Raw genomic sequence first — 15503 nt, 5'->3', positions numbered from 1 at the left:
CGTCCGCGCCTAGCGTTTCACACTGTGGCAACCGGTTGGGATGCCCCGCTTGGTGAAAATTTTTTTCACGAAGTAACACGGTGCGCCGTTGCACCCCACCACTGCCGCCACCGTGTGTCGCACCGTTTACGGATGCGATGGGTGATTGTTGTGCACCACAGGTGGTACACGGTGGACTGCAGAATCGCGTTCCAGCTTGGTTGCTTCAACGCTGTACAGACGGCAATGGTGGGAGGATCAAACACCGCCGCCTGCGCCACGTGGTTTTTCCGGTGACCTGGTTGAGGTGCAGTTCCCGGATGTTGGCGTGCAGTAGAGGTGTTAGATCTCGAGTTCGTCGGCGACTGCTCTAAGAATTTCGGCGATTTTCTTGCCGTGTTTATTATCTGGCCAACGTCCCGCCCGCAGATCGGGCTGAATGTTGTTCTCCATGATAAGTATTACGTCGCCGATCATGCTGGCTAGCTGTTCGGGTTCGTGTTTATGCAGTGCTTTCCGAGCAATCTTAGGGGTGTCGACCAGGCTTACTCGTAATGCTTGCGGTCCGCGTCGCCCAGCGACGAAGTCGTATTCTACTTTCTGTCCCCGGACGAGTTCGTGCACCCCGTCTGGGAGCACATCCCGGGAGACATATACATCGTCGTCGCCAGGATTGGTTACGAAACCGAACCCTTTATCCTGGTCGAACCACAGTACCTTTCCTACTGGCATGGTGATCCTCCGCATCTAATCATGCTGATTGTTTATGTGTTGTTCTTTGCCACCGCTAAAGCCGTAGCGCTCGTCTTGTTGTTTCACGGCGCCAAGGCTTGAAATGGTGCGGCGGCGATCGTCCCACCGGATATAACTTCCGCAGGGCAGTGTTCTATTCCTGCTGCAGTGTGGGCTGGAACCTGTACTGTTGCCGGCCTACTACCGAAACCTGCTACGACAGGCTGTCTATCGCCACGCAGCGGCAGGAAAACGAAACTGTTATTATAGCGAACCTTGCAAATTCCACGGCTGTGCACTGGCTAACACCAGCACACACCAACGTTTGTGACATAGATAACAACATAAGATCATCGCCCGACATAGCCATGTGACCTGCGGCTTTTCATGCCATGCTGGCGTTGCTGTTGTTTTTTGGTCACCATCGCGTGACACTTTCGTTATCAACGGCTATGTTGGTGAACAGGTTTGGCGGGCTTCTGCACGCCTAAGTCATATGCATCAAGCATGTACTACACACACCACTTGCCATTATTGGTTGGCGGCAGCCGCCGAACAAGGAGACTGCCACCTGTCGTTGGTGTGTTGATGATGGTTGAATCAAACCCCCGGTCACCGTTATCTGCAAGATTGTTTAACTGGATTGCCGGTAGTTTCGCTTCGGCTCCCGAAAGGATCTGAATTCCCCTATGGCACGTCACGCCCGCCAACAACGTTCCCACGCCCCAAAGATCGCCACTTCTGCACTTGCTGTGGCCGCTGCTGTTTCCCTCGCCCCACAGGCAGGTGCAGCTCCTCTGTCCGACTGGGATCGTCTTGCCCAATGTGAAGCTGGCGGTAACTGGGGTATCAACACCGGTAACGGCTACTATGGCGGCCTGCAGTTCTCGCAGGGCACCTGGCAAGCGTATGGTGGCGGCAAATATGCCCCCCAGGCACATATGGCAACCCGGCTGCAGCAGATTGAGATCGCCGAAAAGGTGCTTGCCGGTCAGGGTTGGGGCGCATGGCCTGCCTGCTCCCGCCGCCTGGGTCTTTCCGCACCGGCCGAGTCCCGTCCTGCACCTGCCGCAGCCGATCAAGGTTCATCCGCATTGAGCGATCAGGCACCGGTTCCTGCTCCTGCCCCGCAGCAAGTAGAGGCTCCTGTTGTTGACGCCGATGGTGAAGCAGTCGACGCCGTCTATGAACTCATCAGCCAGCATCTCGCGGATCAAGGCACCCCCATCTCGGAGAACGTTCACTCCTTGTACAAGGCCAACCGGGAACAGCTCGTCAGCTTCTACGCGGGTGCCCGTGACGCTATCCGCGACGCCGCCCAAAACGCCCGCTAAACAGCCAATAGCTAACTGTCTTACGTACTTCCGTAATGTCCCCGGCTACCCGGGGAACGTTATACGAACACGACGAAGCATCCGCCGTCACCGTAATCCGCGGTGGCGGCGTTTCGCATTTCTGCATTACCGGCCATCAAGTACGTGGAAAACCGGTCTTCCCGTTTTACTGCCGGCTAGAACCTGCTGCGGGTGATCTGCGCTGTGAAAGTGGTGTCGGTGAGCATGGTTTCCCGCAACTCCACCTGTTAGCTGCCACGCTACTGCGGCACATCTGAACTTATGCTGACTTTTCCCGCCCTGCAGCAATCCGGTGGTGTGGATTAGCCGTACCGGGCTGCCATGCTCCCGGAATGAGGGGTGGCTGGTGGCCGAAATGGACTGCACCCCGACAACAGCGGAACACACCATCGTGTGGTTCTGCGCTGTTATCGGGGTGCATATTGCAGAGTTTTTTCGACCGGAACGATCCAGGAACAATCAGCTGTCCCGTCGCCGTTTCCTCCCGTGCCCCTTACGCTACGGGGGACTGATCGATCCATGTGGGCGACGTGGATACGGGAAAACGATGCCGGCACACTACCCGGCTGGTGCGGGGGTTACCCGCCGACAGCAGGACGACCATTCACCCGAGTATAGGGGTGAACATAGCCAACCTGGTCGGCTGGCAGGGGGAAGGGGAAATCGTCACCATACGGCGAGTTTGCACCCGTAGTTTTATTGACCAGTTCGGTCACATAGTGCCCGTCACTGTCGCTGATATGGGTCGGCCAAGCCGGATCAACATAGCCATTTTTGCTCACAGATTTCGACATGAACGTATTGTCTCAAACACACCGGGGAAAAGTCACCTTTATTGGCGAACTAAGATGAGTATCACCATGGTTACCTCCCCCCGCACTCCTCACCCGAATCCTGTTGCAGCGTTTACACCGTGGGTGTGTGCCACCGACACCGGGCACCGCCAACGCATGTGTAGCTTTCACCAACACAATGCCCGGTTTCCGTTGCCAACCCGGCCGCGTTCATTGGCGCTTGAGATCATGAACTTCGCCTCGTTTGAGCAACATATTCAACAGCTTTCCCCCCTGGAATTGGCTGTGCTGCAGGCGGTGGTGTTTCACGGCGGCGAATTCGAGGATGTGCCAGTTGCGGCAGTGTTGGATTATCTTGTGGCGCAAAGCCCCGCGGAGAGCCCAGTGTCCCGGGAAGTGTTCCGATATGGGTTGTGGTCACTGATCGGCACCGGGCTGGTGTGGGGTCCGGATACTAGCGGATGGTATCCAGTCGATGATGGTTCCGGCCGTGTGCTTGATCTACCGCCGGCACGCCGCGTCGATCGTCCACTTGACGAGTTGAGTATTCGTCGCATCGCTCTGCAGCCGATTCAGCTGCCGCTGACGGATCCGGTTGCGGCAGTGGCCTGGACTGTGGATACGGCACGACAGGTAACCATTTTTCACCCGGCAGAAACTTCCCCCGGGGCACTGGCGAAAACAGCCGACGATACCCCTTCGACTTTGATGGGGACGGTCACGGTTGCGCATTGCGACGATGCCATGGTGCGCACGCATTCCGGTATTTTGTCGACGCTGCCTGCCGCCGCCGGACAGATCGCCTCCGCGGGGTTGACCCTGCCAGAGATCACCGACATGGTGGCTGGTCTTTCTGCTAAACAGCAGCGGATTCTTACCGCGCTGAGCAGCAGCGGATCCGATGGGAAATCAACTGGTGCCCGCCCGGATGCGCCGGCGGATCATCCGGTCAAACAATTAATCGACAGCGGATTATTGCTGCGTATCGGGGAACAGTCGGTGCGCCTGGAACCAGGTACCGCAACGGTGATGGCCACCTATCCTGATCCGCCACTGGCGGCGGGCATGCGCCTTGACTACCGGTTTTTACCTGCTCCTTCGACCATGTCCGACGGCTTTCCGGCGACTGCTGCCACCACGCAGCAGCAGGCATCTGGAGACACGGCAACCAGGAATCAACTGTTGCGCCATGTTGATGCGCAAGCATTTGCCCACGTGTTGGGCACTGTCCAATGGGTGAACAGTATTGCTGCGGTGCTGCGTGCCGAACCAATCAAAACGCAGCGCACCGGCTTCGGGGTGAAAAACATCAAACAGCTGCGGCAAACCATTGCCGGATTATCGTCTGCTGAGCAAACCCAGGAACTGCTGCGGCTGGCGCTCATTGAAGGCAGTCTCATTTTGGGCACTGGGGATTGTGGCGGCACCGCGAAACAACCACTGTTGGGCGGCAACGAAGCCACCGCCGCGGTGTGTTCTCTGCCCTTGGCGCAACGCCTCGCCACCCTGATTCAACGCTGGATGCGCAGCTCCACAATTGATGTGCCCTCGCCGACGGTGCTTGCAGACCTCCCCGCGGAGCAGCAATCCCAGTGGGTGCCTTTCCATCCCCGGGAGACGTATCAAACCTTTCCCGGCGCTGACACTCGCACCCATCCGTGGAAACTTCCACATTTTTTTCGGCCGGCACTCCTGGCAACTATCGCCACGTTCCCTCCAGGCACCCCACTTGATCCGGTGCTGCTTGCCCGCACGATGCGGGCAATCCAACCCACCGCCACCTGGATTACCCCCGCACTGATCAGCGGCATATTGGCAGCGGGAGAAACCGTAGGCCTGATCGCCGACAACACGGCCACGAGCGTACTCTACACCTGGGCTGAAGGGGGTGATCTTGCGGCCGCGTTCGCCACCCATCTGCCCACCCCTATCACCCAGTTTATTGTGCAAGGCGATCGCAGCATCATCGCCCCAGGGCCGCTCACCGGGTCTGCAGCCGAACTGGTCACCACCGTAGCTGAGGTGGAAACCTTTGGTATTGCAGCCACCTATCGGATTACTGTCGCCTCCGTTTCCCGTGCTACCCGGCATGGCCACGATCCACTGCTGCTGTTGCGCCAGCTCACTGAACACAGCATGACCCCGATCCCGGATACGGTACGGATCATCTTCCACGATGTTGCCCGCAGTCTGCAGCAGCAAACACCCCGCAGCCGCCCCCAACACTGTGACCTTGATCCGCTCGACCGCCAGCACCGGTTCACCACTCCGCCGCTTTCCGCCCATGATGAGCTGGACGCACCTGACCCGATATTTTGGTCACCGGAAACCACCCTCACCGCAGCAGCGATTCGCACCTGGGTGGAAATCCTCGACGATGACACCCCAGGCGGATCGATGACCCACAGCCGCACTCACACTAACCCGGGGGCCAGCACAACCCCGCCGACACGAAACCTGCCGCAACCAGCCGCAACCCCACCGGTGTCACCAGCAACCACCCCAAACACCCCCGACCGGCATATCATCACCTCCCGCCCAGGGGAGCACACGGTCAAACAGTCCAGTCTCGACCATGTGCTGTCTGGTAGCAGCGGTAACCACACCGGCGAACAGCTCAGTCTCATAGAGATCGCTGCGCTGCTCAGGGAACATGTGCACACCGGCAAAACCATTGTGTTGACGGTCGCGAACCGGCAAGGGCTCATCCACACCAAGCACCTCATCGTGGAAAAAATCCAACACGGTGCAGTCACCGGCCATGCACCCGACGGCACCTCCCTGTCGGTGCTGCTCTCCCGGATCCGGGACGTGACCGTTCTGCCGTAACACCCCCTTGAACTTATGCCCACCGCTGCCGCCGGTCACCCACCGGCTCCACGCACCTTGGGGCCGCACCGTCACTAATCCTCACCGAAGCGATATGGGGCAAATCCCCGGCACCGCGGCGCACAGGGGAAACGTGCAATAATGAATGTTTTGCACAGCCAGCTGTTACCGCCGGTGGCACGAGCTTTTCCGTTTCGGTCACAACTCTGTACTGCCCTCAGCATCAAAGGGACAGCACAGGGCACTTTGGGGCACCAAAAGCACCATCGGATACCCAACCAAGTTCACCCTGCAGTGGCCGGCAAAGAGTTGTTACCGCACACCAACCCCCAGGAGCCTGTCGTGGATCCACACCTTGCACCGTTGATTGTCCAACCGGATCTCACCGTGCTGCTGGACATCAACGCCCCCGCCGCCGAAGCCGCAAGAATCGCGCTGAGCCCCTTTGCCGAGTTGGAACGCGCCCCCGAATATTTCCACACCTACCGAATCACCCCACTGGCACTGTGGAATGCCCGCGCCGCCGGCCACGACGCTGAACAGCTCGTGGACTGTCTCGACCGCTACTCGCGCTTCGCCCTCGAAGCAGACCTGCTGCGCCGACTCGTAGCAATCATGGACCGCTACGGACATTTGCAGCTCGAACAACATCCCGCGCATGGCCTCATCCTCACCAGTCGCGACGCCGACGTGCTCGCACAAGTCACCGCCGATCCCACCATTACCCCAATGCTGGGAACCCGCATCGACGAGGTGACCTGCCGGGTGCATCCCAGCGAACGTGGACGCCTCAAACAGGCACTGATCGCCATCGAATGGCCAGTCGAAGACTTAGCCGGCTATGTTGACGGCGAAGCCCACCCGATGGCGTTAGACACCACCACCAACAGCTGGCAGCTGCGGGACTATCAAGTGCAAGCCTGTAAACACTTCGTCGACGGCGGTTCAGGTGTCGTCGTTTTGCCCTGCGGGGCAGGAAAAACCATGGTTGGGGCAGCCACCATGGCCGAGCTACAAGCAACCACACTCATCCTGGTGACTACCACGGTCGCCGGCCGCCAATGGCGGGCGGAACTCCTGCGACGAACCACCCTTACCGAAGACGAAATCGGTGAATATTCCGGCGACAAAAAAGAAATTCGACCCGTCACTATTGCAACCTATCAAGTCATTACCCGGCGAACCCGGGGCGAATTCCGTGCCCTCGACCTGTTTAGCGCCCGCGACTGGGGGCTGATCATCTACGACGAAGTCCATCTGCTGCCCGCCCCCATTTTCCGACTCACCACCGATCTGCAGTCCCGGCGACGCCTCGGACTGACTGCCACCCTTATTCGGGAAGACGGACTGGAATCCGACGTGTTTTCACTCATCGGTCCCAAACGCTATGAAGCACCGTGGAAAGCTATCGAGGCACAAGGCTATATCGCCACCGCCGACTGCTGCGAAGTCCGGGTGAGTTTCTTCGACGACGAACAAGACATTTACCTCAACGCCGACCTCCGCGACCGTTACCGGATCGCCGCCGGTGCCGCTGAGAAAACCCGTGCCCTTCGGAAACTTCTTGCCTTGCACGCCAATGAACCAACGCTGATCATCGGCGCCTACGTGGACCAGCTCGAAGAGCTAGCTGCCGAACTTGACTGTCCCCTCGTCGATGGGCGCACCACAAACAAGCGTCGCGAACAACTTTTCGCCGAATTCCGGGCCGGTACCATCACCACGCTGTGTGTGTCGAAGGTGGCGAACTTTTCCATCGACTTGCCGGAAGCAAGCGTCGCGATCCAAGTCTCGGGAACATTCGGTTCCCGGCAAGAAGAAGCACAACGTCTCGGCCGGATTTTGCGACCAAAAAGCGGGAACAACAACACCGCAAAGTTTTATACCATTGTCACTGAGGACACCGTGGACGCACAGTTCGCCGCGAATCGGCAGCGATTTCTCGCCGAACAGGGTTACAGTTACCGATACGTCGACATCGACGAGCTGTAGCAGCCAAGCCCGGATCAACGCGGTAACCGCCAAGCAAGGACTTGTTGCATTGCCACGGCAAGCACGTGCGCACGATTATCAAACCAGGAAAGAAAACCGATAACCCTATGAATCAGCCAGCCCGCCCTACGATTACCGTCAACGACGCACACAACCGGAAATACGACGAATACTATCGTGATCCCAAACAGCTGCAATATGCAGCAGTTGGTCTGGGTGCACTTTTTGTCGCGGTCGGCGCCTACTTTTGGTGGTCGACCGGGAAGACCGCCGGCGGCACTATGGCGCTGATCGCCTTCGCCGCTGTTGGCCTGGTATTTATGGCGATCGCCGTGGTTATTCCGAAAAAAGTTGGTTCCCCGCAACATATCTATGACACTTATCCGCTGTGTCCGGCCGTGATCGTTGAATGTCATGCCGATGACACGGTAACCATTGCAGGGTTAGTTGATGCAGCAACTGATGTTGCCCATGGCACACCCCGGATAGCACTAGCGACTCGTACTGTGCGCCATTTGCCAGGCCACCAGCTGCAAGTCGGTGAGCGGGTGCCGGTCGTTGCTGTACCCGGTCGGCGCGCAGTGCTGAAAAACCGCGATCATTGGGCAGAAATGACCCTCATGCCTATTGCTTGGGCGACACCAGAACACGGTGTTATCCGCCGCTGTGCAGGCGCGATCAGCGAAGCAAAATGGCGCAAGCTGAAATCAAGTATTCGTCACTACGAAGATATGAAGCAGCACAAAGAAACCTTGCGCGTGCTCTAACGGGCGCAACCGCACATCCTAGAAAACAACGAACGCCAGTGGTCGATGATTACTCTCGATCACTGGCGTTTGCTATATCGCGATATTCAGAAAACTGCCCGTTTATCGCGCCAAAACATTGGCCTGGGATCCAGCAGCACAAGGTAATCCGCTCTGCACTTGGTGGATGCCAACGAGCGGCACTGACATGCCTCTGCTCATTACGAGATGAGAACGAGGACGGTAGCACAGGCGCCACATGACTGCACTGCTCACGGCCAGACAATCTGACAGTATGAAAAAGGCACAGTGTAGTAGGTAGGCGATAGCTGCCAAATGCGCTTCTGAGGAGAGTCCACTGCCTTCCCCAAGCAACGCACAGGATCACCGACTTGATAGGAGGCGAAAGAGTGCAACGATGACGGCGATTCTCACAATTCCTGTTGTGGTTTGCAAAGATCGCTGGCTGCACTACTGCGTATTTCAAGTTCTTCCCAGCTACCGCAAGAAACGCGCCATAACACCGGGAGGGGTAAACACCCGGACAAATTAGCCAACGTTTACGCCACACACCGGCAGCAAAGATTCGGAGCAACGTTACCGAAGTTTCGGCATATTGCCAGTATCAAAGAGAACAAGGTCTGGTAACTGCGAGCGTTGCCGTTGAGTGCAAACCTATTTAATGAGTGTTCACCCCTGCATCCCGACAGACTCCCCCAACAGATAGACCCCGCAAAAACCTAGAACCCCAACCCCCACACACAGCACCCCACACACCACACATAAAAAAGAAAGGAGTGTGTATGCTGTCTGCTTTCCAGCAAACAACACACACACCCCTTCTACGAAACAAGTCGGCAGTGTCTTACTCTCCCACACACTCCCGTGTGCAGTACCATCAGCGCAGGTAGGCTTAGCTTCCGGGATCGGAACGGGACCGGGCGTTTCCCCACCGCTATCGCCACCGACAAACTCTATTATAAACACCATTATCAGCCATCAAACCAACCCAATAGGCTGGCTCGACCGTGCTGTGTGTGACACCGCACAGTGGACGTAGAACACTCATCAACCCAAAACCTTGGGATGTTTTTTACGGCTGTTGATCATCAACCCTCGCAACACCCTAACCCGGCCATCACCATCAACAGTGAAACAACACCGGAAAAGGGTGGTTGTGTTTGGTATCGGTGAATTAGTACCAGTCATCTCAACACCTCACAGCGCTTACAACCCTGGCCTATCAACCCGGTCATCTCCCGGACACCTCAAACGAAACGTTATCTCGAAACAGGCTTCCCGCTTAGATGCTTTCAGCGGTTATCCCTCCCGTACGTAGCCAACCAGCAATGCTCCTGGCGAAACAACTGGCACACCAGAGGTACGTCCGTCCCGGTCCTCTCGTACTAGGGACAGCCTTCCTCACGTTTCAACGCGCGCGGCGGATAGAGACCGAACTGTCTCACGACGTTCTAAACCCAGCTCGCGTGCCGCTTTAATGGGCGAACAGCCCAACCCTTGGGACCTACTCCAGCCCCAGGATGCGACGAGCCGACATCGAGGTGCCAAACCATCCCGTCGATATGGACTCTTGGGGAAGATCAGCCTGTTATCCCCGGGGTACCTTTTATCCGTTGAGCGACACCGCTTCCACAAGCCGGTGCCGGATCACTAGTCCCTACTTTCGTACCTGCTCGACCTGTCAGTCTCACAGTCAAGCTCCCTTGTGCACTTACACTCACCACCTGATTACAGACCAGGCTGAGGAAACCTTTGGGCGCCTCCGTTACTCTTTAGGAGGCAACCGCCCCAGTTAAACTACCCACCAGGCACTGTCCCTGACCCGGATCACGGGCCGAAGTTAGATACCCACTACGATCAGAGTGGTATTTCACATTACGACTCCCACACAACTAGCGTCATGCGATCAACATCTCCCACCTATCCTACACAAACCGTAGCAAGCACCAATACCAAGCTATAGTAAAGGTCCCGGGGTCTTTTCGTCCTGCCGCGCGTAACGAGCATCTTTACTCGTACTGCAATTTCGCCGAGTCTGTGGTTGAGACAGCAGGGAAGTCGTTACGCCATTCGTGCAGGTCGGAACTTACCCGACAAGGAATTTCGCTACCTTAGGATGGTTATAGTTACCACCGCCGTTTACTGGGGCTTAAATTCTCCGCTTCGACCCAAACAGATCTAACAGGTCCTCTTAACCTTCCAGCACCGGGCAGGCGTCAGTCCGTATACATCGACTTATCGTCTTCGCACGGACCTGTGTTTTTAGTAAACAGTCGCTTCCCTCTATTCTCTGCGGCCACCACACGCAACCACCACGCAAGGCAGTGGCACCCGTAGCGGCCCCCCTTCTCCCGAAGTTACGGGGGCATTTTGCCGAGTTCCTTAACCACAGTTCTCTCGATCGCCTTAGTATCTTCTACCTGATCACCTGTGTCGGTTTGGGGTACGGGCCATGCATACACTCGCTAGAGGCTTTTCTCGACAGCACAGGCACACCGACTCCCCCACAACATGTGGGTCTGCATCACGCCTCACCCATATAATGTGGAACGGATTTCCCTATCCCACGGGCTGCACGCTTACACCAACACTTCCAACCGTTGGCTCGGCTACCACTCTGCGTCACCCCATCACTTGGCTACCAACAACTCAGGTCCTACGCGAACACACCACAACCACCAGCCTAAAAAGACTGACGTGAAGGATGCGACGGGCAGTTAGTATCATCGCGTCACCACTTTTCGCATACACACGGGTACGGGAATATCAACCCGTTATCCATCGACTACGCCTGTCGGCCTCGCCTTAGGTCCCGACTCACCCTGGGAAGATTAGCTTCACCCAGGAACCCTTGATCATCCGGCGGACGGGTTTTCCACCCGTCATTCGCTACTCATGCCTGCATTCTCACTCGTATACACTCCACCACACGGTCACCCGGCAGCTTCAACGCAGCATACGACGCTCCCCTACCCAACAACACCTTACATAAGATGCTGCTGCCGCGGTTTCGGCGGTGTGCTTGAGCCCCACTACATTGTCGGCGCGGAACCACTCGACCAGTGAGCTATTACGCACTCTTTCAAGGATGGCTGCTTCTAAGCCAACCTCCTGGCTGTCTGGGCGATCCCACATCCTTTTCCACTTAGCACACTCTTAGGGGCCTTAACCGGCGATCTGGGCTGTTTCCCTCTCGACTACGAAGCTTATCCCCCGCAGTCTCACTACTACACGAACCGTTTCACCGGCATTCGGAGTTTAGCTGATGTCGCTAAGATGATAGTCCCGCTAAACCAACCAGTAGCTCTACCTCCGGCAAACACGCGTAGCGCTGCACCTAAATGCATTTCGGGGAGAACCAGCTATCACGAAGTTTGATTGGCCTTTCACCCCTACCCACAACTCATCCCCTCAGTTTTCAACCTAAGTGGGTTCGCGCCTCCACAGCGTCTTACCGCTGCTTCACACTGGCCATGGGTAGATCACTCCGCTTCGGGTCCAGGACATGCCACTACAACACACTCGTTAGTATTCGCTTTCGCTACGACTACCCCACAAACCGGGTTAACCTCGCGACATGCCGCTGACTCGCAGGCTCATTCTTCAAAAGGCACGCCATCACCCCAAAAAAGGGCTCTGACGGATTGTAGACACACGGTTTCAGGTACTCTTTCACTCCCCTCCCGGGGTACTTTTCACCATTCCCTCACGGTACTCAATCCGCTATCGGTCACACTGAGTATTCAGGCTTACCGGGTGGTCCCGGCAGATTCACAGCAGATTCCACGAGCCCGCTGCTACTCGGGGACAAATAACCATCCATCAGGCAACTGCTTTCATGTACGGGACTCTCACCCTCTACGGCAGGCGTTTCCACACCACTTCCACTAACAGCACCAACAACAGACCCGTCACCGGCAGATAACAGACGTTATAAACCCCACAACCCCGGATCATGCAACCCCTGCCGGGTATCACACACAATCACGGTTTAGCCAAAAATCCACGTTCGCTCGCCACTACTAGCGGAATCACTCTTGTTTTCTTCTCCTACGGGTACTGAGATGTTTCACTTCCCCGCGTTACCTCCACACAACCTATACACAAGTCTTCAGTTGCAGGTGACCACACATAACCATGGCCGGGTTTCCCCATTCGGACATCCTCGGATCAACGCTCGGTTGACAACTCCCCGAGGCTTAACGCAGCCTCCCACGTCCTTCATCGGCTCAGCATGCCAAGGCATCCACCGTGTGCCCTAAAAAACCAGAACACAAACAAACAAGAATCAACAATCACTACCAGCACCCACACCACACCACCAACAAACACAGCAGCGGTCTGGCTCAAAGGCACTGATAGACGCAAAAAATAAAGATGCTCTACGTCCACTATACAGTTCACACACAACACACACACTCACCCACACCACAACACCCACCAGCCACCAAGACCAGCATCCTGTTGCAGCAGACATAAGCATGCCAACAATGCCACGGGCATAACACCCGAGACACCCAACAGCGCACCAACATACCCGATCAACCACAACACTGTTTACCACCACCGCAAACACGAGGTTTGCAGCAGCACACCAGCATCATCAACCGCTTTCTTCAAGCCTCAACACAGTGACCATCACACCAACACCACAACCCAACATAACAGTTGCAGCGGTAGTCCACACCGATTCAAATAAACACAAAAAAAATATAAGCTCCTTAGAAAGGAGGTGATCCAGCCGCACCTTCCGGTACGGCTACCTTGTTACGACTTCGTCCCAATCGCCGATCCCACCTTCGACAGCTCCCCCCGCAAAAACGGTTAGGCCACTGGCTTCGGGTGTTACCAACTTTCATGACGTGACGGGCGGTGTGTACAAGGCCCGGGAACGTATTCACCGCAGCGTTGCTGATCTGCGATTACTAGCGACTCCGACTTCATGGGGTCGAGTTGCAGACCCCAATCCGAACTGAGGCCGGCTTTCAAAGCGATTCGCTTACCCTCACAGGCTCGCAGCGCGCTGTACCGACCATTGTAGCATGTGTGAAGCCCTGGACATAAGGGGCATGATGATTTGACGTCATCCCCACCTTCCTCCGAGTTGACCCCGGCAGTCTCTCATGAGTCCCCACCATCACGTGCTGGCAACATAAGACAAGGGTTGCGCTCGTTGCGGGACTTAACCCAACATCTCACGACACGAGCTGACGACAACCATGCACCACCTGTACACGAACCACAAGGGAAACTACATCTCTGCAGCGATCTCGTGTATGTCAAGCCCAGGTAAGGTTCTTCGCGTTGCATCGAATTAATCCACATGCTCCGCCGCTTGTGCGGGCCCCCGTCAATTCCTTTGAGTTTTAGCCTTGCGGCCGTACTCCCCAGGCGGGGCGCTTAATGCGTTAGCTACGGCACAGAAGTCGTGGAAGACCCCCACACCTAGCGCCCACCGTTTACAGCATGGACTACCAGGGTATCTAATCCTGTTCGCTACCCATGCTTTCGCTCCTCAGCGTCAGTTACTGCCCAGAGACCTGCCTTCGCCATCGGTGTTCCTCCTGATATCTGCGCATTTCACCGCTACACCAGGAATTCCAGTCTCCCCTACAGCACTCAAGTTATGCCCGTATCGCCTGCACGCCCGGAGTTAAGCCCCGGAATTTCACAGACGACGCGACAAACCACCTACGAGCTCTTTACGCCCAGTAATTCCGGACAACGCTCGCACCCTACGTATTACCGCGGCTGCTGGCACGTAGTTAGCCGGTGCTTCTTATGCAGGTACCGTCACTTACGCTTCGTCCCTGCCGAAAGAGGTTTACAACCCGAAGGCCGTCATCCCTCACGCGGCGTCGCTGCATCAGGCTTGCGCCCATTGTGCAATATTCCCCACTGCTGCCTCCCGTAGGAGTCTGGGCCGTATCTCAGTCCCAATGTGGCCGTACACCCTCTCAGGCCGGCTACCCGTCGCCGCCTTGGTAGGCCATTACCCCACCAACAAGCTGATAGGCCGCAGGCTCATCCCACACCGAAAAAACTTTCCACTACCCACCTAGAAGGCAGTGAATATCCAGTATTAGACCCAGTTTCCCAGGCTTATCCCGGAGTGCGGGGCAGATCACCCACGTGTTACTCACCCGTTCGCCACTCGAGTACCCTGCAAGCAGGGCCTTTCCGTTCGACTTGCATGTGTTAAGCACGCCGCCAGCGTTCGTCCTGAGCCAGGATCAAACTCTCCATTAAAAACCAAAACAATCAGCACAACACTGAACCATCAAGGCACAAAGGCTGGAAAGCCTAAAACTAGCAAAAACAAACAACCAGCCACCACAACAACCCCAACCCGATCAACAAGCAGAGCTGCCATGGCAACAACAATTGTTGCAAAAAAATATATAAAAATAGATGAAAATCAACCATCACGCACCCACCCATACGCCACACACATACACCATGCATGCAACACAGGCAGGATTCTGCAGCAGGTTCCCGACGAGGAAGGCCACACCACATCAAACATGACAATCAACCATAACCATGTTTCAACCAAACAACACTTTCATGCCATTGGATAAAAACAATCATCCAGCTAATCATCATTGCTCCCACGTGAACACTATGATCGTCCACCACGAACCAACAACAACACTCAGGGACTAGCAAATCCCCGGTCTACACCAGCATGATCATCACCAAAGCAAAGAAAGCATCCATGATCACACCAACAACCATTACCAGTCCGGCACAACACCGAACACCATGGCCACTGGCACTATAAAACATAGAAGTACATTGGCACACTATCGAGTTCTCACACATCATGCGCACGAAGCAACTTCACCAACCAACTCGTTGGATCATTGTCATCGGCTTGATTGTCAGGGTCGTTTTCCTATCGCCACACAATCAGAACCTGTCGTTCTGAGGGGCGCTGTCGGTCGCGCTGACTCAAATAAAGATACAGACGTAACCTAGCGTTCACAAATCGCCAGGTAAAAGGCTATTTTTTGACGATACTTTGCGTGCACTTTGCATCATATAGGCGTAGG

General features: G+C 56.0%; 6 protein-coding genes and 3 rRNA genes. 4 read left to right on the top strand and 5 right to left on the bottom strand.

Annotated elements, in window-relative coordinates; translation table 11 throughout:
• Window positions 1-321: 321 nt before the first annotated feature.
• Entirely contained in the window at window positions 322-711 is a 390-nt protein-coding gene (locus CCHOA_RS02795) for a cold-shock protein (protein WP_123926592.1), read from the bottom strand.
• A 689-nt stretch (window positions 712-1400) separates the two neighbouring features.
• Here CCHOA_RS02795 and CCHOA_RS11000 point away from each other — a divergent pair.
• Window positions 1401-2045 (top strand): resuscitation-promoting factor Rpf1 domain-containing protein, encoded by a 645-nt coding sequence (locus CCHOA_RS11000; protein ID WP_123926589.1) that lies wholly within the window; start codon window positions 1401-1403, stop codon window positions 2043-2045.
• 599 nt (window positions 2046-2644) lie between these two features.
• Here the strand turns inward: CCHOA_RS11000 and CCHOA_RS02785 are convergent.
• The gene (locus CCHOA_RS02785; protein ID WP_123926586.1) at window positions 2645-2860 is read right to left on the bottom strand and encodes a hypothetical protein; all 216 of its coding nucleotides are present in this window, start codon (window positions 2858-2860) and stop codon (window positions 2645-2647) included.
• A 54-nt stretch (window positions 2861-2914) separates the two neighbouring features.
• On the opposite strand from CCHOA_RS02785, the gene CCHOA_RS02780 reads away from it, so the two are divergent.
• The 3 genes from CCHOA_RS02780 to CCHOA_RS02770 all read left to right on the top strand — a co-directional run bounded on the left by CCHOA_RS02780 (window position 2915) and on the right by CCHOA_RS02770 (window position 8448).
• Window positions 2915-5689, top strand: coding sequence for a helicase-associated domain-containing protein (locus tag CCHOA_RS02780; RefSeq protein WP_164472357.1), 2775 nt, complete (start codon window positions 2915-2917; stop codon window positions 5687-5689).
• A gap of 342 nt (window positions 5690-6031) precedes the next feature.
• Window positions 6032-7681: a DNA repair helicase XPB gene (locus CCHOA_RS02775; RefSeq protein WP_245992180.1), complete on the top strand. Its 1650-nt coding sequence runs from the start codon at window positions 6032-6034 to the stop codon at window positions 7679-7681.
• 107 nt (window positions 7682-7788) lie between these two features.
• On the top strand, window positions 7789-8448 hold the full coding sequence (locus CCHOA_RS02770) for a DUF3239 domain-containing protein (RefSeq protein ID WP_123926579.1): 660 nt from the start codon (window positions 7789-7791) through the stop codon (window positions 8446-8448).
• Window positions 8449-9279: 831 nt separating this feature from the next.
• Here the strand turns inward: CCHOA_RS02770 and rrf are convergent.
• The 3 genes from rrf to CCHOA_RS02755 form a co-directional block, all read right to left on the bottom strand.
• A 5S ribosomal RNA gene (rrf, locus tag CCHOA_RS02765) occupies window positions 9280-9396 on the bottom strand.
• A gap of 207 nt (window positions 9397-9603) precedes the next feature.
• Window positions 9604-12722 (bottom strand): 23S ribosomal RNA (locus CCHOA_RS02760).
• A 451-nt stretch (window positions 12723-13173) separates the two neighbouring features.
• Window positions 13174-14697 (bottom strand): 16S ribosomal RNA (locus CCHOA_RS02755).
• The 16S, 23S and 5S rRNA genes sit together here, the layout of an rRNA operon.
• Window positions 14698-15503: the final 806 nt, after the last annotated feature.

This window comes from Corynebacterium choanae, assembly GCF_003813965.1.
GTDB lineage: Bacteria > Actinomycetota > Actinomycetes > Mycobacteriales > Mycobacteriaceae > Corynebacterium > Corynebacterium choanae.
This window is presented reverse-complemented; position numbering and strand designations above follow the sequence as displayed.

Bases quoted from the DNA above. Each gene is read 5' to 3' on its own strand.
- CCHOA_RS11000 (WP_123926589.1), top strand. From the start codon at position 1,401: ATGGCACGTCACGCCCGCCAACAACGTTCCCACGCCCCAAAGATCGCC.
- CCHOA_RS02795 (WP_123926592.1), bottom strand. From the start codon at position 711: ATGCCAGTAGGAAAGGTACTGTGGTTCGACCAGGATAAAGGGTTCGGT.
- CCHOA_RS02785 (WP_123926586.1), bottom strand. From the start codon at position 2,860: ATGTCGAAATCTGTGAGCAAAAATGGCTATGTTGATCCGGCTTGGCCG.
- CCHOA_RS02780 (WP_164472357.1), top strand. From the start codon at position 2,915: ATGAGTATCACCATGGTTACCTCCCCCCGCACTCCTCACCCGAATCCT.
- CCHOA_RS02770 (WP_123926579.1), top strand. From the start codon at position 7,789: ATGAATCAGCCAGCCCGCCCTACGATTACCGTCAACGACGCACACAAC.